This window comes from uncultured Megamonas sp., assembly GCF_958438645.1.
GTDB lineage: Bacteria > Bacillota > Negativicutes > Selenomonadales > Selenomonadaceae > Megamonas.
The window spans coordinates 193,875-218,440 of record NZ_CAUBSM010000003.1; the positions used below are offsets into that span (position 1 = coordinate 193,875).

The following is a 24,566-nucleotide window of genomic DNA, read 5'->3' on the forward strand; positions in this document are numbered from 1 at the left end:
ATCTTTCCTTGTTAATTTATTTATTAATCCATTATTAATTTAATTATAATTTATTTCGCCATGTGAGGCTATTCATACAATGAGTAGTACAGATAGCTACAGCTAGAGCGTCGGCGACATCATCAGGTTTTGGCGGTTCAGGAAGATGGAGCAATTTTGTTACCATATAGATGACTTGTTCTTTACTCGCTCTGCCAAAGCCCACTACTGATTGCTTGATTTGTAGCGGTGTGCGTTCAACTAACTCAATTTGATTTTCGGCTGCGGTCAATAAGACGATACCACGAGCTTGACCGACAGGAATGGCAGTAGTTACATTGCGATTGAAAAATAATTGTTCTACGCCCATTACATCAGGTTTATATTTTTGAATAATATCTGTAAGTTCACGATGAATTTTTAATAATCTATCTTGTGGTCGCATCTGTGGACTTGTCAAAATAGCTCCATATTCAATGGCTTTTAGACGGCTTCCTTGCATATCTACAAGACCATAGCCACAGATAGCAGTCCCAGGGTCAATACCTAAAGCAAGCATAAAATCCTCCTTTTAGTATATCAAATTTAGCAAAAATGTGCAGTTCACATTATATCATGATAAGAAAAAAAATAAAATAAAAGGGATTTTAGAGTTTTATGTAAAAATATATAAAGATATGTACACTAAATATATCTAGGGGGATATAATATTATATAAAAAACATTAAGCAATAATACATAAAAGGAGCAATACGATGAGTAAATTAGAAAATTTAAAAGCAAGACAACAAGAATTATTGGATAAAATTCAAATATTAAATGAACAATGTGAAGGTAAAGAAAATGAGCATAATGCTCAAAAAATACAAGAATTGAATAAAATGCAAGCTCAATTAATAGGCAGTCAAAATAATTTAAAACAACAACTACAATCAGTGCAGGGAAAAATAAAAAATATTAATGGTGAAATTGATAAATTATCTTCTACAGCAACTGATAGAATTCTCGAAGCAATAAAAAATCAGCGTTGGTATTTCTTTAAAAATAAACAACATATATTAATGGATAAAACAACAGGTATACTATGGGCTAATTTAGATTATTTTCTATGGAATAAAGGAGAAAACCCAAATAATAAAGGTTCTATGTATTGTTATGAATTCAAAGAAGCTGAGGAACTTTTAAAAAAATATACCACGGACAATATACCTAATTGGGAATTTCCTAAGAAACAGGAATTAATACATTTTGTAGAAGATAAATCCTGTCCATTTATAAAAGAAAATTCTTCTGATTATAGATTGAAAGGATATAAAATTTGGATTACTATTGAAAAAACTCCTTCTAATGAAAAATTTATGGTTTTGGATTTAGATGAATTAAAAAATGATGAAAATAGAGATAATGCTTTTTTAATGCCTTGTAGCTATCATTTAATACAAAATAATGAGTATGAAAAAAATATATCAGAGAATAATCCATTGTACACAGAAAAAGAAAGATTGCAATTCACTTTGGATTTATTTAGAGAAAATGAGCTTTGGCCTATATTTGATGAGGCTGAAATCACTGATTTATATAAGAAAATATATTTTGAAAAACCGAAATTATTGCAAGTATTGAGCGAAATAGAAACTCAATTAGCAGAGTGTGAAGAAGTGAAGACTATAACTGCTAATTTTGATTATACGACATTATTAAATAAATACGATAATGCTTCCATTGATAAATCCATTATCAAATATTATGAAGCTGTTCAAAAATGGATAGATGAACTTATGGAATACTTAGCTGATTTTGAACAGCAAAAAGAAAGTGTCATTCAAGACTGCAATCAAATAGGTTTGCAATTATCAGCAACATATAAAGATGATAGCAATTTAACAGAGGCAGAAAATGAATTATTAAAAAATCGCCAGTATTATTTTAAAGATAAATTAGCTTTGGGCATGGATAAAGTAAAAGCGAATTTATTAAAGGTAAAACAACAAGCGGATGATATCGAATACACTATCAATGAAATCGATGATGGCGATAATGCTATTTATGAATTGGCACAGTTAGAGAAAAAAGAACGTGCAAGTTTTGCACTAATAGCTGAAAACACGGCTAAAATAGTGAATAAAGCATTGCAAAAAATAGATTTCTTTGAACATAATCGCGATTTTATCATCAAAGCAGTTGAAGTATGGTTTAAATGGAATGAAGATTACAAGGTATTTAAGACTAAACAATATGAAGAATTAAAACACAGATGTGAAGAAGATGATATAGAAGCAGAAGTTTGGCAAAAATGGTATGAAGATTGGCAGAAATTGCGTTTCACCATTGAAGAAAAACTCCAACCAATGATAGCAAGAGGATTAAAAGGCGATATCGAAGCAAAAGAAGAGCAAGAAACACCTATCATTATGCAGGCAATTTACGTTTTAAATGATTATAAAATCGCTGTTGATAATTTTTATCTTGAAGAACGCAAAAATATCTATCAACAATACGTATTCCAAAATTGTGGCGATTTGCAAGAAAAATTTGAAGTGGAAAAAGAACTCTATGCTCGCACCATGAATTTACAAAAAGCATTGCAGAATATCATCTTTAATTGCAAAAAAGAAGCAGATAAAATCTTTATCTTGCGTTGGATTGATAATTTAATCGATATTCAAATCAATGAAATTATACAATTTGTAGCAGATAATAATTTAGAACAAATTTCACAAGAAGTATTGAATGAGTTTGCTAAATTAAAGCAGAAAAATTATTATATGTATTTAGCAGATATCAAAGCGTATAGCCAAGAACAAGCTAATCGAGAAAAAGCGTATAATTCATTGATTTTTAAAATGCGTAAAGGTTTAATGAAAAAATAATGAACAATTACGATTTAATGAGTACAAATGTCTTTCCCAACTATGAAGTGCCTTGTATATCAGAAGAGGAAGAAATATGGGTACAAAAAATGCCTCAAAAAGGCGACCATATCCGCGTACAAAGAATGAATGGCTTATACGCTCATCATGGTATTTATGTATCTGATGAAGAAGTAATCCACTTCACAGGGAAAGATGATGACAGTATATTGGATTGGTCAAAGCCAGAAGTAATACAGACAGATTTATCTTACTTTTTAAAAGGCGGTATATTGGAAGTAAAAGAATATACTGATGAGGAATTTGCTGATTTATATTCACCTGAACAAATAGTAACTTATGCTAGAGCTTGTTTAGGCGATAAGGGTTATAATTTGATTTTTAACAACTGTGAACATTTTGCCAATGTATGTACTTTGGGAAGATTTCGCAGTCATCAAGTAGAAAAAGTTTTTACAAAACGCAAGGAGAATGATTTTATGGGTATATGGTCTACAATAAAGAGCTGGTTTGGCGGTTCTAGCAGTGGCAGTCGTACCACTACTAATTATAATTATGAACCAGATAAAGTGAAAATAGCACAAATTGAAGCGGAAGCCAAAATTCGCTTGTCAGAAATGGAAACGGAACGCGTAGAACTGATAAAACAGGCTCAAATGGAATTATTAAGAGATGAAGCGGAAGCTAAAATTTTAGTAGAAGAAGCGAAAGCAAAAGGCTTCACTGTGATGGCACAGACAATCATAGCAATGCAAGAACAATTGACGCAGATTACTAACAATAGAATTGAAATAATTGAAAGAGCTTCGTTGCCTATCATAAAAGATATTGAAAATATGTATAAAGAATTAAATGATAGGATAGTAGCTGATAATGATAAATATAATACAGAAAAATTGCCAAATTTATTATCTATATTGGAAAAATATCCTGAAGGAACGCCAGCACACAAATTATACTCTCAACAAATTCAAAATGATATGAATGCTCAAATGAAACATCATGATATGCAGTTAAAGTCTTTAGAGATTAGACAACAGCAAATTATAAGTGGTTTCATTAATAGCAAAGATAAAATATTAGAACAAACAGGCAATTTAACGCAAAATATAATAACAAATTTAATTAAAGATAATTTAAGCATAGAAGATAAAACGCAATTAAATAAATTTATCTTAGAAGATAAACAAGCAAAAATGAGTTTACCAAACAATAAAAAATTATCATTGACAGAAAAACCACAAGAAAAAAATTAAAATTTGAAGAAAAAAAGAACTGATTTTAAATAATCAGTTCTTTTTGCTTTTAATAGATTTTTAAGCGAGTGGAAATATCTTCAATATATTTTTCATTTGGCTGTGCTTCAATGCTACCAAATGGCATTTGTGCTGTTAATTTCCATGTATCAGGAATAGAGAATAATTCTTTGATTTTATCATCAATCAAAGGATTATAATGCTGAAGGTTAGCTCCGATATTTGCTTGGCTTAATGCTGTCCAGATATTATTTTGAAGCATACCATTTGCTTGATTTGACCATGTGGAGAAATTTTCAGCATACATAGCATAAGTTTCTTTTAATTCATTGATGATTTCTGTGTCTTCAAAAAATAAGATAGTGCCAATGCCAGCTTTGAATTTATTGATTTTATTTTGAGCCACAGCGAAAGTTTCTTCTTTTTTAGCTAATTTTTCTTTTAAAATATCTGTAGTGATTTGCCAAATCTGTTGATGTTTTTCACTAAAGGCGATGATAACATTTGTAGTAGGGCAGTTAAAAGCAGATGGGCTATATTTTAGGCAATCAGAGATGATAGAAGTTATTTCTTCATTAGATAAAGTGACATTAGTGCCTAAATTATAGATACTGCGACGATTTTTTAAGGCTTGTAAAAATTCCATGATAAATACCTCGATTATATATCTTTAGATAAAAATAGACGCAGTTTATTACTGCGTCTAAAGATTATTTTATTCTTCGTCCATTTCGTAGTTGGAATAAACGTTTTGAACATCATCATGTTCTTCAAGCATATCGATAAGAGTCTGCATTTTTTCAGCGTCTTTGCCTTCAACTTTAACAGTAGTATCAGGAATCATAGTGATTTCGGATTCAACTGTTTCAATGTTGTTTTCTTCTAATGCTTGAGAGATTGCATCGAAATCTTCAGGAGCAGCAGTGATTTCAAAAGAATCATCATTTGCTTTGAAGTCTTCTGCACCAGCATCAAGAGCAATCATCATGAGGCTTTCTTCATCATCGAAAGCTTCTTTGTCTACAACAAAGATTGCTTTTTTGTGGAACATCCAGCCTACGCAACCAGTTTCGCCGAGGTTTCCGCCGTATTTGGAGAATAAATGACGAATATCAGCAGCTGTACGATTACGGTTATCTGTCATAACTTCGAGCATAACAGCAGAACCCGCTGGACCGTAACCTTCATAAATTAATTCTTCGTAATTGCTACCATCAGAAGCACCTAAGCCTTTTTGAATAGCACGATTGATATTATCTTTAGGAATATTGTTAGATTTAGCTTTGCTTAAAGCTAATTTAAGACGCATATTACCAGTAGGGTCAGCACCACCCATACGAACAGCAATTGTGATTTCACGACCAATTTTTGTAGTCATTTTTGCACGAATAGCATCATTTGCACCTTTTTTTCGTTTAATATTGGCCCATTTAGAATGTCCTGACATCTTTTAAACGCACTCCTTAATAAATTAAACTATAAATTATCTAATATGTACTAGATAAGTAAATAAAATTTTAAGATTTAGATAAAATTTTGTAAGAAAATATCTTTTTAGAGTATACCATAAAAAAACGAGTCTTTGCAAATCATTTAAAGTATTCATTTTTGTTGATAAAGAAATAAATCGAATATAGTAATTATAGTCTATGGATAAAAATAAAAAAGCTAGAATATATCAATATTATTACTGAATATATTCTAGCTTTTCGTTTATAATTTTATGATTTTTATGCTTTGATTAAACGGTAGAATTTCTTTTTACCTTTACGAACGATCATGTCGCCATTTGCAAGGTCTTCTGCTGTTAATACTTTTTCTACATCAGTCCATTTGTCATCGCCGATGGATACACCATTTTGAGCGATTAGACGACGACCTGCACCTTTGGATTCAAATACTTTATTATCTACTAAGATATCAAGTAATTTTTTGCCAAAGTCTGCTTCAGTAATAGTGATAGTAGGAGCATTGTCCATATTACCTTTACCACTGAAAAGTGCTTGAGCAGCTTCTTGAGCTTTTTTAGCTTCTTCTTCGCCATGAACGAGTTTTGTAACTTCATAAGCGAGAACTTGTTTTGCTTCGTTGATTTTCTGGTCTTTATAGCTACCGAGGCGACGAACTTCGTCCATTGGTAAGAATGTGAGAAGAGCAAGACATTTTTCTACATCGCTATCAGCAACATTTCTCCAGTATTGATAGAAATCATATGGAGAAGTCTTTTTAGGATCGAGCCAAAGTGCACCTTTTGCTGTTTTACCCATTTTTTTGCCTTCACTATTAGTGAGAAGATTGAATGTCATACCATAAGAAGGTTTTGCTTCTTTACGACGAATGAGTTCAACACCGGCGATAATATTAGACCATTGGTCATCTCCACCTAATTCAAGTACGCAACCATAACGGCGGTTTAATTCCATGAAGTCATAAGCCTGCATGATCATGTAATTGAATTCGAGGAATGTTAAGCCACGTTCTAAACGTTGTTTATAGCATTCAGCAGTAAGCATGCGATTAACAGAGAAATGTGGACCAACATCGCGAAGTAATTCAATATAATTTAATTTGCGAAGCCAATCGCCATTGTTGATCATTAAAGCTTTACCATCGGAAAAATCGATAAAGCGTTCCATTTGTTTTTTGAAGCAATTACAATTATGTTCGATATCTTCATCAGTTAACATTTTACGCATATCTGTACGACCAGAAGGGTCGCCTACAGTACCAGTACCGCCACCAACTAAGCAGATAGGGCGATGACCTGCTTTTTGCATATGAGACATAGCCATTAAAGCTAAGAAATGGCCAACATGAAGGCTGTCTGCTGTTGGATCAAATCCCATATAAAATGTAACTTGCTCAGTTTCTAAAGCTTTTTTTAATTCTTCTTCGTGAGTTACTTGAGCTAAGTAACCACGTTCTTTAAGTGTATCAAATACGCTCACAAAAAATCCTCCTAATATATGATTATCTATTAATTTAACCCTTTGCCTTGTTGAATACTTGGTTCAGGTAAATTTTGTCTTGGAACAGTAACAGATGGTTGCTCAATATTTTCTTCAATTGGTTCATTTTCATCAATTGGCTGTTGAGCATCATTTGGATTTGCTTGTTCATTAGGAACAGGTTTATGCTTATCAGGTGTTTCTTTTGATGGTTTTTCTTTTTCATGAGAAACATTTTTATTTGTAGTCTTAGCATTGCTTTCCACACTTTGAACAGGATTATCAATGGAAGTATCTGAACCGTCAAAGTTTTTAGCAGGTATAGAAGCTAGTGCTGTTTTCATGAAGTTTTGCCAGATTTTTGCAGGAGTAGTACCACCTGTAATACCAGGCATAACATCATTATCATCACAGCCCATCCATACGACAGCGACTAAATCAGGTGTATAACCTGCAAACCAAGCATCTTGATAATTATCTGTAGTTCCTGTTTTACCAGCAGCAGGTCTATTGATATTAGCAGCTTTACCTGTGCCTTTAGTGATGACATCTTCAAGCATATCTGTCAATAAAGTAGCTGTGCGTTCTGATAGAACTTGTTTTGTTTCAGGTTTATGTTCATAAATGGTCTTGCCTTTGCGGTCTACGACTTTGACGATGGCAGTTGGTTTTGTATAAACACCATGATTAGCAAAAGCACTATAAGCACCAGCCATATCGAGAACAGTTACCCCGTTTGTAAGACCACCGATAGATGCGGCTAAGTTTTTATCATTAGCTTCTTTAGAATTTAATTCTAGTGTGGATATACCTAGATTTTGAGCTGTCAATAAAACTTTATCTATGGATAATTTTTCAGCTAAACGAATTGTTGGCACATTTAAAGAATTGATAGCTGTTTGACGCATAGATACTGTGCCTCTAAATGTACGGTCATAGTTTTGTGGTTGCCAATCACCTAATTTAAATGGAGTATCCTCGATTGTTGTATCAGGTGTCATTTTATTTTCTAATGCAGTAGCAAATGTAAATGGTTTGAAAGCTGAACCAGGTTGACGTACAGCGAGTGCAGCACGATTGAATTGGTCAGTGCCACGACCACCAACCATAGCTTTGATATATCCAGTTTTGGGATCAATAGCAACAAGTGCCCCTTGTGGTTGAGTGAGACCGTTAGCATCGCTATAGTAAGTTGGCAATAAACTATTTACAGATTGTTCAGCAGCTTTTTGCATATTCATATCTATGGATACATAGATTTTTAATCCTTCTTTATAAACTGCATCTGCACCGAATTTATCAATCATTTCTTGAGTTATATAATCGATAAAATATGAAGCAGTATTATTTTTTTCTTCTTCTTTAGGATTTACAAGTCTTAAACTTTCAGCTTTTGTTTTAGTAGCTGTAGCAGAATCAATATAACCATATTTTACCATCTGGTCTAATACTTCTGCTTTACGTTCATTGGCAGCACTTAAATTATTAAGTGGTGAATAATAGTTAGGGCTACGAGGTATACCAGCGAGCATAGCACATTCAGATAAATCCAATTGACTTACGTCTTTACCAAAATATGTTTGAGCTGCGGCTTGCACACCATAGGCACCTCTACCAAAATAAATTTGATTGAGGTACATTTCTAAAATTTCTTCTTTAGTATATTGTCTTTCTAAACGAAGGGCAATAAATAATTCTTGGATTTTTCGTTTAAATGTACGGTCTTGTGATAAAAAGGCATTTTTAGCTAATTGTTGAGTGATAGTACTACCACCTTCGGATACTTCACCACTTACTAAATTTGAATAAATAGCACGGAAAATACCTCTCGGATCAATACCATTATGTTCATAAAAACGATTATCTTCAACAGCGATAAAAGCGTTTTGTAAATTAGCAGGAATTTTATCTAAACTAACTAAAGTACGATTTTCAGTAGCGTGAATATTGGTGATTAAATTGCCATTCATATCGAGAATCTGAGATGAAGCTGGTGGATGAATATCAGAAACATCTTTATCTCCATCAATACCAATAGCGACTAATCCGCAACCAACTCCTAAAAACACAACGATGAAAACTGTTAATAGACTTAAGAAAAATTTTTTAAAACCAAAAGATTTTTTTTTGTTCTTTTTTTCAGTTGAGTGTTTGGAAGATGGCTTATTTTCGTTAAAAGGCTGTTTATCCATAGAATACACCTCAAATATTTATAATACTATGTTCAGTTGTCATAAAAATATAGTAATTATTTGCGTTATTTCAATTTTACAGCGGTTACACCACTGCCACCTTCGTCCATATCACCAAGAGTATAGCTCAAAACATTGCGATGATGCTTGAGATATTCTTGAATTCCTTTACGCAAAGCACCTGTACCTTTACCATGAATGATTAATACTCTTGAAAGACCAGAAATTACAGCATCATCGAGATATTTGCTAACAACTTCAATAGCTTCATCAACCATTAGACCTCTGACATCAACTTCAGTACTAATTTGGCTGACTTTAGCTAACATATTGAAGCCACCAGCTTTTTTATTAGTTGATGTAGTTTCTTTTGCTTTTACTGCATGAGAAACGAAAGAACAATCTTTTGCTTTTACATTCATTTTTAAACTGCCCAATTGAACGGTCAATTCTTTACCATTGATATCAGTAATAGTGCCTTTTTGGCGGAGTTTATTTACATATACGATATCGCCGACAGCAATAGTTTTGATATCAACAGCTTCGCCTGGTTTATTGGGATCATCGTTTTGTTGACTTACTTTATCCAAACGACCGCGTAATTTATGACGAGCAGCATCAATTGTTTCCTGACGTTTTTTCATTCCTTGGTCGTTGAATTGAGCTTTCAATTCTTTGATGATTTCTTCAGATTCGCGACGAGTGCGACGAAGTAGGCTAGCACATTGTTCTTTAGTTTTGCGAAGTGTTTGTTCTTTCTTTCTAGTCATTTCTTGCTTCATATCAGCAAGTTGCTTTTCTAATTTTTCAATGCGTTGTTGACGTTCGGCAATATCAGCATTTTTTTGTTCATACATCAATTTTTCATTTTCTAGTGTATTTAATACATTTTCAAATTGAGCATGATCTGCTTTGATGAGTTGCTGTGCACGTAAAATTAAAGTATCAGATAAACCTAATCTTTTACTTATGGCAAAGGCATTACTAGCACCTGGTGTACCTATCAATAAACGATAAGTTGGACGAAGAGATTTGATATCAAATTCTACACAAGCATTTTCAATGCCTTCTTTAGAATAAGCAAAAGTTTTTAATTCATTATAGTGAGTAGTAGCTACAGTACAAGCACCGATTTCCATTAATTTTTCTAAGATTGACATGGCAAGGGCAGCACCTTCTTCTGGATCAGTACCAGAGCCTACTTCATCGAGCAAGAGTAAATCATCATGTTCAATATTGTTTAGGATATTTACGATATTACGCATATGAGCAGAAAAAGTACTGAGGCTTTGTTCGATGCTTTGTTCATCACCGATATCAGCATAGACATTTTGGAAAATGGAAATTTTGGAACCAGATTGAACTGGGATGAAAAGACCAGACTGAGTCATTAAAACTAATAAGCCTAAAGTTTTCATGCTCACTGTTTTACCACCAGTGTTTGGCCCTGTAATCAATAAAGTGCGATAGCCTTCGCCAAGTCTGATATCAATAGGAACTACATTGTCTTTATTGAGTAATGGGTGGCGGGCTTTAGCTAAATTGACAATACCTTCATTGTTGATTTCAGGCATAGTAGCACGCATTTTACGGGCTAATTTTGCCTTAGCAAAAGCAAAGTCTAACTGAGCCATGATTTCACAATTATGAAGTAAACTATCAGCATTTTTGGCTATTTTTTCAGAAATCACTTTTAAGATGCGTTCAATTTCACGTTTTTCATCAATGACTAATTGTTTGATATCATTATTTAAATCAACAATGGACATAGGTTCGATAAATAAGGTTGAACCACTAGAGGATTGGTCATGTACGACACCTGGGAAATGTTGACGATATTCTTGTTTGATAGGGATAACATAGCGTTCATCACGGATAGTAACGATATTATCCTGAAAATATTTTTGATAATCAGGATTTTTTAAAATACCATCAAGATTTGTTTTGATGCGACGCTGTGAAGATTTGATTTCACGGCGAATACGCATAAGTTCAACGCTAGCACTATCACGCATAGAGCCATGTTCATCGACAATATTATCTATTTCACGTTCAAGTTGCCCTAAGATTTCAATAGATTTTGCCCATTCTTTAAATTGGGGACTATCGATTTCTAATTCTTTAAAGAATTTTTTGAGGTTACGCATTGCGTACATGGTATTTAAAATATCAAGTAATGAATTTATTTCAACAACAAGACCTAAAGATGTTTTCTTTAATAATGAACGGATATCATGGATACCGCCGAATGGTGGTTCAGAGCTAATTAGAATATTACTAGCTTCTTGTGTATGTGAAAGATTTTCAATTACTTCATCGATATCGCTACTTGGTAATAGTTTTTCGGCAAGTTCTTTTCCCATACTAGAAGTAGCCATATTTTGTAGCATAGTGATAATTTTGGCATATTCTAAAGTTTTAAATACGGATTGATTCATTTGTTAAAAAGATACCTTCCTTAAATTATTCTACTCCACGGAAGTAATGACCACGAGTAATATTTTGTTCATATTTAGTGATATTTTCAGGCATTAAAGCGAGATGATTATTGCCTTCGATGATGATTTCTTTATAGAGTTTAGTGAATTTAGCTAATTTTTCTTTGGAGATATATCTGCCATCTAAGCGAATGCGGTCAATATGAAGATTGCTAAATTCTGGAACATGAGCGAGCATATTTAACTCTTTAGCATTTAATAGATGCATATGACAATATTGGTCTGTTACGATAGGGAATTTTTCATTTTTGCGATCACAAAGCCAATAATTATTTTTTTCGCAAGGTTTTGTACAAGTACCTTTATCTAAATTGCCTAAGAAACTGCCAAGCACACAGTATTCAGATACCATAAGTTCCATATTACCATGAACGATACATTCAAGTGGTAAAGTAGAAGCATTATTTAATGTTTTTATTTGTTTAAAGTTTAGTTCAGGGGAAATAGTGGCTCCTTTAATGCCATAATTATCTAAAAATGTTAAAGTTACATCATTATAGACATTGAAAGAGAAATCAGCCCAGATAGTGATATCTGTGAATTGTTTGATTAAGTACATTTGTGCTAAAGTATGTGCATAAATCATATCTGGAGCGATATCTTTTATTTTTGTAAGCCAATTTGTAAAGGCTGTTTGTTCATTATCGCGCATGATACGAGGAGTAGCAAAAGCAATTTTAATATTAGCTTCACGGCAAAGTCTTGTAGCTTCAGCATACATTTCAGCAGTGATGAATTGATGATTATAAGATTCACCGCCAAATAAAACGATATCTGCTTGATTATCAATAGCTGTCTGTACTTTAGCGATAGTATCAACAGCGACTACAAGTTGAGGTCTATTCATTTGATTTAATGATTTGGAAGCTAAATCTTGTTGCCAAATAGTATTATCAATTTTAGCAAGTTCTGGACGATGATAAGCTTCAAGACGCATGGACATTAATTTTTCAATTAATAAACGGCGAGTATCATTCATGACGCTCATAGGCACGATGACATTTTCATCAATAGTGCAAGTTAAATTGTCTAATTGATAAATAGTATTGCCTAAACGTTCCATTTGTTTTTGTACTGTTTTTTCATCCATAGCACGTTTTAGAGCTGTTTCAACAATGAAATCGCTAGTTATTTGAGCACTATAACCATCTTCATCAGTAGCTTTTAACATAAATGGTTCATTGAGTTTAGCGGTAGCTTCGATATTTAAATTTATTTTGCGTATTGGTGAAGCACTAGTATAATAACTGCGAGCTTTTTGCATGAGTTGAGCATCAAATACTTTAAATACTCGGTCATGCGGATGTACGCGATTTGGTACAGGTATGATGACTTCCATACCAGCACTAGCAGAAGTTATTTCTTGATTTTTATAGATGATTTTTGATACATTGGTGCTTACACGACCACCGACTTTTACCCAAAAATCAATAGTATCACCGACATTTACATTATCTGTGAGCTTCATGATAGCTTGACGTTTATTATCGTCATAGCGAATTACTCTACCTACGAGACGACCGCGGTTATTTGGTCGTTTATCGCTCATCATGAATTTACCTTGTTTTTTCTCTAGATAAGCAGTAGTAAAATCACGATTGAATATTTGAGAGAGATTTTTTTGAACATCTTCTTGAATTTCTGTATGTTGATAATAAGAGTCGATTTTTTGGCGGTAAGCATCAACAACGACAGCTACATATTCAGGTTTTTTCATGCGTCCTTCAAGTTTTAAAGAAACGACACCAGCTTCGATTAGTTCAGGAATTAATTCAAGTGTATTCATATCGCGAGGACTCAATAAATATTGTCCAGCATCTTTTAAAACATTGTTATTGTTTTTATCAACTAAAGTATAAGGCAGACGACATGGTTGAGCACAGCGACCGCGATTGCCACTTCTGCCACCGATCATACTGCTCATTAAGCATTGACCAGAATAACATACACATAAGGCACCATGAGCGAAAACTTCAATTTCTACATCACTATTACGGCAGATATGAATTATATCTTTTAATGTTACTTCACGAGATAAAACTACTCGGGAAAAACCAAGCTCTTGAAGAGCAAGGACACCAGCTAAATTATTCACTGTCATTTGTGTACTAGCATGTAATGGTAAATCAGGAGCTACGAGTTTGGCTAAACGTGCCGCACCTAAATCTTGAACTAGTACAGCATCAGCACCTATTTCATATAGAAAACGTAAGTAATCTGCAAGTGCAGGTATTTCGGAATTATCTACTAAAGTATTAACAGTTACATGAATTTTTACATCGCGTAAATGAGCAAATTCAATGGCTTCTTTTAGACCTTGTTCATCAAAATTATTGGCATAAGCTCTTGCACCGAACATTTTGCCAGAAAGATAAATAGCATCGGCACCACTTTCTACTGCGGCTTTTAATGCTTCCATGCTTCCAGCAGGGGCTAATAATTCTATCAAAATATTTTCCTCCAGTTATTTTCTTAGCTTATTATAATACACAGATTATAAAAAATAAATGGTAGTGCCATAAAATGCCTACCATTAGTGGATGTCTTTGTGTTGTTTTTTAGCTTATTTATGTTTATTAGAGCGATTTTCATCGAGAATATCCCAAAATTCATTATAATCTTTTTTCAAGCGAATTAATTGTTCAGCTAATTGAAGTGCAGTTAATATTGCTACTCTATCAGGTGGCAAATATTGATTTTGTTTAGCTATAAGACGAATATTTTCATCTACAATCTTAGCAGCTTCTTGAATATCATTGATATCACTATCTTTAGTATAGCGGAGCGGATATTTTACTCCCCAGATTTCTACAGTTACTTTGTTATTCATAAAATCACCTTAATATTTAAAATAAGCCATCATATATTCAGTATATATCCATATTATATACTAATACTATTTTTATAGCAAAGTATTTTAAAGTTATGAAATCAATTTGACACTAATTTATATATTTTTTAATATATTAAGAATGAAGTAAATATAGAAGTAAATATCTATGGAGAAATAAGAAATGAAATTAAAATTATATATAAAGCCAAAATGGTTATTATCACTTTTGGCAGTGGCTTTGATGATTATTTATTATTTAATTTTTATTCAATTACCACCAGCGACGTCTGTAGAGCTACAACAGAATTATAAATATAAATTAATTTTAATACCATTAGATACGAGGCCACCATGTCAAAAAATGGTGATAGATGCAGGGAAAATGGCAGGCGTGCAGATTATAACACCACCATCGGAGATGATGGATTATTATACAAGACAAGGTGATACAAAAGAAATACAAAGATGGTTGATGGATAATATTGATAAATCTGATGGTGTGATTGTATCTATTGATCAATTGTTACATGGTGGATTATTGGCATCACGTGAATCAGGGACAAAACAAGATGAGTCACAGGCTTTATTGAAATTTATGCGTGATTTAAAAATAAAGGCAAAAGATAAACCCATTTATGCTTTTAATGTTTTGCCAAGGATAACACCACCGCCGACTTTAGAAAGTGATAGCAAAAAGATGATAAAGATATCTCGTCTTATTGATGAGATAAGTATTTTTGCAAATGAAGATGATATAAAATTATTGGCAGATTTAAAAGAAGATATCAAACAAGAAGATTTAGATATTTATTTAGATTTGTTTAGACGCAATACAGCTTTAAATAAAGAGTTGATAAATTTAGCTAAGGAAGGCATTATAACAAAATTAGTGATTGGTCAAGATGATGGTGAAGATTTTGGCATACCAAATATGGAGAAAAAAAGCCTTGTAAATTATGTACACTCTTTGGGTATTAGTGATGATGTTGTAATGATTACTAAAGGTGCAGATGAGGTGGCTTTATCATTATTAGCTAATTTTGTGCAGACAAAGACAAATTATCAACCTAAAGTGTATGTAGAATATAATGATGAGAAAGCTATGCGTACAGTCATGCCATTTATGGCGGGTTCTGTAGGTTCTACTGTAGAAGAAAAATTAGTGATGGCAAATGCTAAAAAAGTGAATTCTCCACAAGAAGCGGGCTTGATTTTATATGTTTTTATTGGTGATGATGAAAATATATCTACACAGAGACAATCTGCATTAAAGATAAAAAAATATTTAGAACAAGGCAAAAAAGTTGCTTTGGTCGATTTGAGTAAACATTTTTCGGCAAGCGAAGTATTATTTCCTACATTATTAAAAGAAAATGTGCCAATCAATGAATTAACTTCTTATGCTGGTTGGAATACAGCTAGTAATTCCATTGGAACAGCACTAGCAAATGCTATTATTTATAAGGCGATAAGGCCAACTTTTAATACGACGAATGACATGCTTGCAGTGGAGTATAATCGTTTAAATATAAATTATGAAAGATTTATGGAAGATTATTATTATCTAAAGGAAGTAATTGACGTAATAAATATTACTTTAAGAAATCATGGTTATGAAAATGTAAATGATTTGGATATGGAACATAATTATATTTGGATGAATGATTTATTACAGTTAGATATGCAAAGGCGAGCCAATCAATTAAATTATAGTAAAGCTTTTAAAATGCCTTTTAAAGTACAAACACCAGAAGGAATATACGATTTAACTATTCGCAATTTACAGGTTGATGTATTTTATCCATGGCCAAGAACTTTTGAAGTATATTTAGATGTGAGATTAAATTTATATAGATTAAATAATTAAATATAAAATTTTAGGAGAGTGGATTTCTTGATAGAAACGTTGATCATGATAGTGGGTGTTGTCGTAGGATATTGTCTATTAAAAGTAAATGAACATAAGCGGATACTTGTGGCTAGTCTAAATAATAAAGTGCAATTAATAGCAGTAGCTTTAATTATTTTTATCATGGGAATAAATTTAGGCAGTATGGAAAATTTTGCACATAAAATGATAACTATGGGTTTACAGAGTTTAGTATTTGCAATATTGCCAACATTATTTTCAGTAATATTGGTATATATTTTTAGCAGATTATTCATTATAAAAAATTAAATAGTAAAAGAAGGTTTGTAGATGGTTTATATTGCATTATGTGCATTGATTTTAGGAATTATAAGTGGTCAATTTATTTTTGATAATAGTTGGCATGATTTATGTAGTGAATTGGCTGATTATGTTTTATATTTATTGATGTTTTCTGTAGGTATAAGCGTGGGCATGAATGAATCTATAATTGAGAAGATAAAAAATTATAATTTGACAATATTATTGATTCCTATAGGTGTAATTATTGGATCTATTTTTGGCGGTATGATTTGTGGCTATTTGTTTAATATGAATTTAGTTTATAGTCTATCTATTGGTGCATCTATGGGTTGGTATAGTTTATCTGGTGTAATGCTCGAGTCGCTTGCAAATGCACAGATAGGCACAATAGCCTTTTTAAGTAGTTTGATGAGAGAATTTATCGCTTTTATGATGATTCCAATATTAGTAAAATATTTAAATCCATATGTAGCGATAGCAGCGGCAGGAGCTACAAGTGAAGATACAACGCTCCCTATGCTTATAAAATATAGTAGTGAAGAATTTATTATTATATCTGTGATTAATGGTGTATTATGTTCAGTAGCAGTACCAATTTTAATAAACTTTTTCTTTTCTATATCATAAAAATAAAAAAAGCTGTAACATTGAGAAATTCTCTTTGTTACAGCTTTTATTTTTCGTACAACGATTGTTAAAGTTAAATTGTAATAGATGAAATTCAACAATACAACATTCAAGAATTCAAATACAACGATTGTTAAAGTTAAATGTCAACTTTATTAGTCTGCCAAGCTAATCCATCATAATTCAAATACAACGATTGTTAAAGTTAAATTATTTCATATAATAATAACAACAATGCAAATAACTTATTCAAATACAACGATTGTTAAAGTTAAATTGTTTTACTCTGCGTGCATGCATACTTTCATTCTTAATTCAAATACAACGATTGTTAAAGTTAAATCCTGTTTTAGAGTCTGGGAAAATAGCCAAAACAGCCATTCAAATACAACGATTGTTAAAGTTAAATATATATCTTTTTGTCTGCCCATTTATAGTGCGATATTCAAATACAACGATTGTTAAAGTTAAATTTTGTTAACCATTTACCGCCACTAGATAATATTTCTATTCAAATACAACGATTGTTAAAGTTAAATTTTGCTCACATGTAGGATAAGTCCTAATCATAACCTTATTCAAATACAACGATTGTTAAAGTTAAATCCGCCAAGCAAACCCCATTCGCCAAGACCATATACAATTCAAATACAACGATTGTTAAAGTTAAATGTGTGTTTCCCATATCTGAGTCCCTTATCAAAATCAATTCAAATACAACGATTGTTAAAGTTAAATCCAGTAATTGTAAAAGCTATACAACTACAAAAAAAATTCAAATACAACGATTGTTAAAGTTAAATACATATACACTTCCTGTCCATGTTCCGTGAGTAATTATTCAAATACAACGATTGTTAAAGTTAAATAGGCCCATCTTTACCCATTTTCACTTCATTTATTACATTCAAATACAACGATTGTTAAAGTTAAATATTACTCCTTATCTTCATCGTTTTGATAATCAATCATTCAAATACAACGATTGTTAAAGTTAAATATACGCAATCCCATTTCAGATGCTTCAGATATATACATTCAAATACAACGATTGTTAAAGTTAAATAGAAATATTAAATCCAGGAAAAGATAGTTCTACAAGATTCAAATACAACGATTGTTAAAGTTAAATTTTAAAAGTAAATCAAAGTCCAGCCGCAAGTGTGTAATTCAAATACAACGATTGTTAAAGTTAAATCTATCTCTAGGTTTTCTATAGTATCAAATAATTCATATTCAAATACAACGATTGTTAAAGTTAAATATTTTAATACTGCTATGGGAATATCTGGCAGTATAAATTCAAATACAACGATTGTTAAAGTTAAATATTGTTTCTTGTTTTGTTGGATATGCATGTCTTTCATTCAAATACAACGATTGTTAAAGTTAAATGCAGAAGTAGCTACGGCATAAAGGAGTGAATAAAAAATTCAAATACAACGATTGTTAAAGTTAAATTCTATGCTAAACATAACAGAGCCATGACTGATAAATTCAAATACAACGATTGTTAAAGTTAAATTCTATTTCTTCCGCTGTTGCTTCCACTTCCATAAATATTCAAATACAACGATTGTTAAAGTTAAATGCCAGTAAAATAAATACTTTTATAAATTATTATAGTTTATAAAGGTTGAAATATCAATATTTAGGCGATTTTTTACCAGCGATTGAGATTGATTTTTTGATTTTTAATAAATCCTTTATTTATAAGGATTTCAGGTTTTAAACTAAAAAATGGCTGGTAAAATAAAAAGGCACTTGTTTACACAAATGCCTTTAGAGAATTATTTTACGTTAGCAAAAGCTTGTTTTAAGTCATCTAAAATATCATTGATATCTTCGAGACCTACAGAGAAACGAACCATACCGCTATTGATACCAGCAGCTTCAAGTTGTTCATCTGTTAATTGACGATGTGTTTCACTTGCTGGGTGAAGAACACAAGTACGAATATCAGCAACATGAACTTCATTGGAAGCTAATTTTAAGGAGTCCATGAATTTAACAGCATTTTCTTTGCCACCTTTGATTACAAAAGTGATAACGCCACTGCAACCTTTTAAATATTTTTTAGCAAGAGGATAAGATTCATTGCTTTCAAGAGCAGGATACATAACGCTTTCTACTTTATCATTGCTTTCTAAGTATTTAGCAACAGTAAGAGCATTTTCGCAGTATTGTTTCATACGTACAGGTAAAGTTTCTAAACCTAAGTTTAATAAGAATGCAGAATGTGCAGCTGGATAGCAACCGAAATCACGCATTAATTGCATTCTAGCTTTTAAAATATAAGCTTGTTTACCATAAGTTTTTGTATAGGAAAGGCCATGATAAGATGGATCTGGTTCTACTAATTCAGGGAAATTACCATTGTCCCAATTGAAATTACCACTATCAACGATTACACCACCGATTTGAAGTGCATGACCATCCATATATTTACTAGTGGAATGAGTAACGATATCAGCACCAAATTCAAAAGGTTTGCATAAAATAGGAGTTGCAAAAGTGTTATCCACAATCAAAGGAACACCATGAGCATGAGCGATATTTGCATAACGTTCGATATCAAAAACAGTCAATGCAGGATTAGCTAAAGTTTCACCAAAAACAGCTTTAGTATTAGGTTTAAACGCAGCATGAATTTCTTCATCAGTAGCATCATGACCAACAAAGATACATTCAATACCTAATTTTTTCAAAGTGAAAGCAAAAAGATTTACAGTACCACCATAAATTTGAGTAGTGGAGATAAAGCTATCACCAGCATTGCAGATATTTAAAATAGCAAGTAAGTTAGCAGCTTGACCAGAAGTAGTGCACATAGCACCAACGCCACCTTCGAGGTCAGCAATTTTATTTTCAACAGCCATAACTGTAGGATTAGCAAAACGAGAATAAATTAAAGATTTAGTAGGTTCATCAAAAACAGCAGCAACATCATCAGTAGAGTCATAAACATATGTAGTGCTTTGCACGATCGGCATTACACGAGGTTCAGTATTTTTAGGGCTGTATCCAGAATGTAAACATTTAGTAGCGTCTTTCATAAAAAAATAGCCTCCTTAGTAAAATATAAATTATATTATAAAACATTATGGGCAAAATAGAAAGTATTTATATACATGAGAAAAATTATTTATTGTAAATATGTTTAAAAGTAGAATATATTTTTAGATAAAAAAACTAGCAAGTAAATAAAATAGATACTTGCTAGTTTTTGTTTAAACATCTTTAGAAGAAATATATTTAATGATACCAAATCCTAAAATTAAAGTTAAAGCACAGATAAAAATTTCTTCATTTTGCGGAATACCTGGATAAAGTTCTAAGATAGAACCTAAAATAAAGCCAAGGATGATTAAAAAAGTAGGTTGAGGATAGTTTTGCATAAGATTTTCTAGTAATTTAGTAGTTAGTAAAATACCCACAACTAGACCAAATCCCAATGGAATTAAAAATGGTAAATAAAATTCAGAAGCTGCACGCATAGTTTCATCATATAATCCCATCAATAAAAGCATATAAGAAACGCTTATTCCCGGTAAAACAAGAGCAATAGCAGCTATAAAACCAGCGACAACTAATAATAAATAAGTATACCAATTAGTAGCATCACTCGTAGTTACATTACTGATAGGAGACATTTCAAAAAACAGAACAATTAAAAAACCAATAGCGACATATATAGGGACTGTCCAAGAAAACTTAGTTAATTTAGCCTCGCGAAACATCAAAGGTACACTGCCCGCTACAGCACCCATAAAGAAATAAAGCATAGGCATAGGATAAGTTTCGATTAAGTGCAAAATAGGTTTAGAAAAAGAAACAATACCGATTAAAGAACCAGCTAAAAATATAGCTAAAAAAAGAGAATTTCTAAATTTATTTTTCATAAATGAACTTACAGAAGAAATCAGTTTAGTGTAAATCCCAAGTATCATAGCCATAGAACCGCCACTGACACCAGGAACCAACATGGTAGAACCAACAACTAAAGATTTAGCAAAAGTTACAACATAATTTCTCATAAAAGTAAACAAAACCCCTTCTAAAATAAAAAATAAATTGACAATAAAAAAGACATAGCCTATAAAAGGTTATGCCTAATATGAGATTTTCAAAACATACTATAATTGTATAGTTTGTAAAAAATAAAGTCAATTAACAAAAAAAGATTTTACAAAGATTTTACAAAATCAAATCATCAATTGGAAAAGAAAAGAAAATAAAAGACAGAAGACAACATAAAATAGGTGTAGTTTAAAAATAGAAAAATAGCAAGCTTAGCAAAAGTCTAGACGAAAAAATAAATAAAAAGCGATGTAAAAACATCGCTCTAATTTAACAAAATAAAATCATATAATCACATATCATTTAAAATTCTAACAAAATCTTCCCTACGAACAGCCGAATTAAACTTCTGTCTCAAACTAGCACTGCCATACAAACCATGAGTATACCACGTAGCATGCTTTCTCATCTCACGAGGACCAATATAATCGCCCTTCCATTTTAAAAGCATATCTAAATGTTCTAAAATAACCTGTTTTCTTTCATCAATGCTAGGTTCACCAGGATCAACACCCGTAAACAAAAATTCTTTAAAGCGACGGAAAATCCAAGGATTACCCTGAGCCCCACGACCAATCATGACAGCATCACAACCAGTACGTTCAAAAATATTTTTTAAATCTTGGCAAGTTCTAACATCACCATTACCGATAACAGGAATATCAACAGCCTGTTTAACCTCGCGAATAATATCCCAATCAGCATGACCACGATAAAATTCTTCTCTAGTTCTGCCATGAATAGCAATAGCATCAAGCCCAGCCTTTTGAGCAAGCCCAGCCATTTCAACGACATTGCAGTGTTCACTATCCCAGCCCTTACGCATTTTCACAGTGACAGGCATATCTTTTACAGCTTCACGAGTAGCACACATAATTTCATATGCTAAAACAGGATCTTTCATCAAAGCAGAACCTTCATTATTGCGGACTATCTTTGGTGCAGGACATCCCATATTTATATCAATCATATCACAGCAATCTAAAGAAGCTACAAAACTAGCCGCTTTATACATACGTTCGGGGTTACCACTGAATAATTGAATAGCCAAAGGTCTTTGTTCAGGAACAGTCTTAAGCATTTCTAAAGTTCGTTCATTGCGAAAATTAATACCTTGATCACTAACCATTTCAGAATAAACAAGACCACAGCCCATGCGTTGAGCTAAAATACAATAAGCAGTATCAGTTACACCTGCCATAGGTGCTAAAAAAACGGGAGTAGTTATTTCTAAGTTTCCTATTTTCATAAATTATTTGAAGGCTTATTTTTTAACCTTTCCAAGTACCCCTTTCTAGAAGCAGCATTACGTTCATAAAGAACACGAAGACCAGTCAATGTTAAGAAATGATCTGTTTTATCAATAGTGCTAGATTCTTCTGCAATCATGCGAGCAAGACCACCAGTTGCGATTACAGTCATATCCTTACCATATTCTTTTTTTATGCGATTTACAATGCCATCGATTTGTCCTACAGCACCATAAATAATACCTGCTTGCATATTAGTAGTTGTATTATGACAGATTATATTTTTAGGTGTAACAAGTTCAATACGAGGTAAATTAGCAGCCTTTTGGAATAAAGCATCAGCAGACATACCTATACCAGGAGCAATCACACCACCTAAAAAATCACCTTTTTCATTGACAACATCAAATGTAGTAGCAGTACCAATATCTATTACAATCAAAGGACCACCGAATTGTTCAAATGCTCCTACAACATTTACAATACGGTCAGCACCTAAAAGACGTGGATTTTCATAAACTAAGCGGATACCAGTTTTAATACCAGGACCAACTAATAAAGGCTTTATTTTAAAATAACGTTCACACATTTTGCTAATAGGAATAACAAGAGGTGGAACAACAGATGAAATAATGATATCGTCGATATCATTCATATCCATACCTTGAAAACGGAACAACTCATTTATGAGCATACCATACTCATCGCCTGTTTTTTGTCGGTCGGTGGAAATACGCCAATGACGGTAAAGTTGTTTACCTTCATAAGCCCCCATAACAATATTGCTGTTACCAATATCAAAAACTAATAACATTTTTTCCTCCATCTGTGAGTTTAGCGACTTTGTGCTGGTCTAATAGATACATCGCCTGCTAACACACGTTTTATTTGTCCATCAATATTTACGAGAAGGGCACCATCATCATCAATATCTACGGCAATACCTTCTAGAGTTTCATTTGTGCCAATTACACGAATATGTTGGTTTAAAGTTATAGAATATCTACGCCACTCATCAAGAATAGGTGCAAAACCTTCCTCTTGACAGATTATATACAAATGTTCTAAGTAATACAAGATTTTATTTAAAAGTTTTAAACGAGAAATTTTTTGACCTGTAATTTGACTCAAAGAAGTAGCTATATCTTGAATATCTTCAGGCATATCTTCCTTATCAATATTAACATTAATTCCCATACCAATAATTATATAATTGATGCAATCCATTTCTGCATTCATTTCTGTTAAAATACCAACTAATTTTTTCCCTTGGTATAAGACATCATTAGGCCATTTGATTCCTACTTTTACACCTGTAACATCTTCAATAGCTTTAGTAATAGCTGTAGCTGCCATTAAAGTGCATTTTGGTGCTTCTTGAGGTAAAAACTTAGGCTTCAAAATAACAGAAAACCAAATTCCCTTATATTTAGGTGAGAAAAATGAACGAGATAATCTACCTCTACCACCACCTTGTTCTTCACTGATGACGATAGTGCCGTCTTTGACACCTTGAAGTGCGAGTTTTTTAGCTTGAGTATTTGTAGAGTCTACACTATCAAAATAATGAATATCTGAACCTAAGATTTTAGTAGTAAGTGAAGATTTTATTTCTTCGCTAGAAAGTAAATCTGGAGAATCAATTAAACGATAACCACTTCTAGGTACACTTTCAATATTATAGCCGTTATCCCGAAGAGCTTTAATATGTTTCCAGATAGCAGTTCGAGAGACTTTTAGTGTATCAGCTAAATATTCGCCAGATAAAAATTTGTTACGATTTTGTTTTAATAAATTTAAGATTTGAGAACGCATAATAAAAATTGTTATAAAATAACAATAGCTACCCTCTTTTCATAA

Annotated in this window: 18 protein-coding genes and 1 CRISPR repeat array; of the genes, 5 read left to right on the forward strand and 13 right to left on the reverse strand. The window is 32.2% G+C overall.

All coding sequences use genetic code 11. The annotated features are described in order from the left end of the window. Positions 1-43: 43 nt before the first annotated feature. Positions 44-538: a crossover junction endodeoxyribonuclease RuvC gene (gene ruvC / locus Q5I67_RS04230; RefSeq protein WP_008537374.1), complete on the reverse strand. Its 495-nt coding sequence runs from the start codon at positions 536-538 to the stop codon at positions 44-46. 196 nt (positions 539-734) lie between these two features. On the opposite strand from ruvC, the gene Q5I67_RS04235 reads away from it, so the two are divergent. Together Q5I67_RS04235 and Q5I67_RS04240 are read left to right on the forward strand one after the other, a co-directional pair. Continuing rightward, positions 735-2,849 carry a hypothetical protein gene (locus Q5I67_RS04235; protein ID WP_302486454.1) on the forward strand — a complete coding sequence of 705 codons (2,115 nt, stop codon included), beginning with the start codon at positions 735-737 and terminating at the stop codon, positions 2,847-2,849. Between the two features lie 17 nt (positions 2,850-2,866). Further along, complete coding sequence (locus Q5I67_RS04240; RefSeq protein ID WP_302486455.1) at positions 2,867-4,105, forward strand: lecithin retinol acyltransferase family protein; 1,239 nt, start codon at positions 2,867-2,869, stop codon at positions 4,103-4,105. Between the two features lie 49 nt (positions 4,106-4,154). Here Q5I67_RS04240 and Q5I67_RS04245 read toward each other — a convergent pair whose 3' ends face one another. The 7 genes from Q5I67_RS04245 to Q5I67_RS04275 form a co-directional block, all read right to left on the reverse strand. Continuing rightward, complete coding sequence (locus Q5I67_RS04245; protein ID WP_302486456.1) at positions 4,155-4,751, reverse strand: nitroreductase family protein; 597 nt, start codon at positions 4,749-4,751, stop codon at positions 4,155-4,157. A gap of 69 nt (positions 4,752-4,820) precedes the next feature. Next, entirely contained in the window at positions 4,821-5,552 is a 732-nt protein-coding gene (locus Q5I67_RS04250; RefSeq protein ID WP_296899391.1) for a YebC/PmpR family DNA-binding transcriptional regulator, read from the reverse strand. Between the two features lie 283 nt (positions 5,553-5,835). Next, positions 5,836-7,053, reverse strand: coding sequence for a tyrosine--tRNA ligase (gene tyrS, locus Q5I67_RS04255; protein ID WP_296899393.1), 1,218 nt, complete (start codon positions 7,051-7,053; stop codon positions 5,836-5,838). Positions 7,054-7,082: 29 nt separating this feature from the next. Further along, positions 7,083-9,245: a transglycosylase domain-containing protein gene (locus Q5I67_RS04260; protein WP_302486457.1), complete on the reverse strand. Its 2,163-nt coding sequence runs from the start codon at positions 9,243-9,245 to the stop codon at positions 7,083-7,085. A 65-nt stretch (positions 9,246-9,310) separates the two neighbouring features. Beyond that, on the reverse strand, positions 9,311-11,683 hold the full coding sequence (locus Q5I67_RS04265; RefSeq protein WP_302486458.1) for an endonuclease MutS2: 2,373 nt from the start codon (positions 11,681-11,683) through the stop codon (positions 9,311-9,313). A 25-nt stretch (positions 11,684-11,708) separates the two neighbouring features. Further along, the gene (locus Q5I67_RS04270; RefSeq protein WP_302486459.1) at positions 11,709-14,192 is read right to left on the reverse strand and encodes a DUF3656 domain-containing protein; all 2,484 of its coding nucleotides are present in this window, start codon (positions 14,190-14,192) and stop codon (positions 11,709-11,711) included. Positions 14,193-14,306: 114 nt separating this feature from the next. Next, the gene (locus Q5I67_RS04275) at positions 14,307-14,573 is read right to left on the reverse strand and encodes a cell division protein ZapA (RefSeq protein WP_204921481.1); all 267 of its coding nucleotides are present in this window, start codon (positions 14,571-14,573) and stop codon (positions 14,307-14,309) included. 184 nt (positions 14,574-14,757) lie between these two features. On the opposite strand from Q5I67_RS04275, the gene Q5I67_RS04280 reads away from it, so the two are divergent. Genes Q5I67_RS04280 through Q5I67_RS04290 form a run of 3 tightly spaced genes read left to right on the forward strand, consistent with a single transcriptional unit; the run spans position 14,758 to position 17,376 of the window. Then, the gene (locus tag Q5I67_RS04280; RefSeq protein ID WP_302486461.1) at positions 14,758-16,443 is read left to right on the forward strand and encodes a DUF4127 family protein; all 1,686 of its coding nucleotides are present in this window, start codon (positions 14,758-14,760) and stop codon (positions 16,441-16,443) included. A gap of 18 nt (positions 16,444-16,461) precedes the next feature. Next, on the forward strand, positions 16,462-16,755 hold the full coding sequence (locus Q5I67_RS04285) for a hypothetical protein (protein ID WP_302486462.1): 294 nt from the start codon (positions 16,462-16,464) through the stop codon (positions 16,753-16,755). Between the two features lie 21 nt (positions 16,756-16,776). Then, positions 16,777-17,376, forward strand: a complete 600-nt coding sequence (locus Q5I67_RS04290; protein WP_296899406.1) for a lysine exporter LysO family protein — start codon at positions 16,777-16,779, stop codon at positions 17,374-17,376. A gap of 49 nt (positions 17,377-17,425) precedes the next feature. Then, a CRISPR array of direct repeats spans positions 17,426-18,967; the repeat unit is 30 nt; unit sequence ATTCAAATACAACGATTGTTAAAGTTAAAT. A gap of 199 nt (positions 18,968-19,166) precedes the next feature. Here Q5I67_RS04290 and Q5I67_RS04295 read toward each other — a convergent pair. From Q5I67_RS04295 to Q5I67_RS04315, 5 genes are all read right to left on the reverse strand, one after another. Then, entirely contained in the window at positions 19,167-20,432 is a 1,266-nt protein-coding gene (locus tag Q5I67_RS04295) for an O-acetylhomoserine aminocarboxypropyltransferase/cysteine synthase family protein (RefSeq protein WP_008537387.1), read from the reverse strand. Between the two features lie 174 nt (positions 20,433-20,606). After that, positions 20,607-21,413 (reverse strand): DUF368 domain-containing protein, encoded by an 807-nt coding sequence (locus tag Q5I67_RS04300; protein WP_302486463.1) that lies wholly within the window; start codon positions 21,411-21,413, stop codon positions 20,607-20,609. A gap of 335 nt (positions 21,414-21,748) precedes the next feature. Further along, positions 21,749-22,705: a tRNA dihydrouridine synthase DusB gene (gene dusB, locus Q5I67_RS04305; protein ID WP_302486464.1), complete on the reverse strand. Its 957-nt coding sequence runs from the start codon at positions 22,703-22,705 to the stop codon at positions 21,749-21,751. Next, positions 22,702-23,520, reverse strand: a complete 819-nt coding sequence (locus Q5I67_RS04310; protein WP_296898936.1) for a type III pantothenate kinase — start codon at positions 23,518-23,520, stop codon at positions 22,702-22,704. Before Q5I67_RS04310 ends, dusB begins: the two co-directional genes overlap by 4 nt. 20 nt (positions 23,521-23,540) lie before the next feature. Then, entirely contained in the window at positions 23,541-24,521 is a 981-nt protein-coding gene (locus tag Q5I67_RS04315) for a biotin--[acetyl-CoA-carboxylase] ligase (protein WP_302486465.1), read from the reverse strand. Positions 24,522-24,566 lie beyond the last annotated feature (45 nt).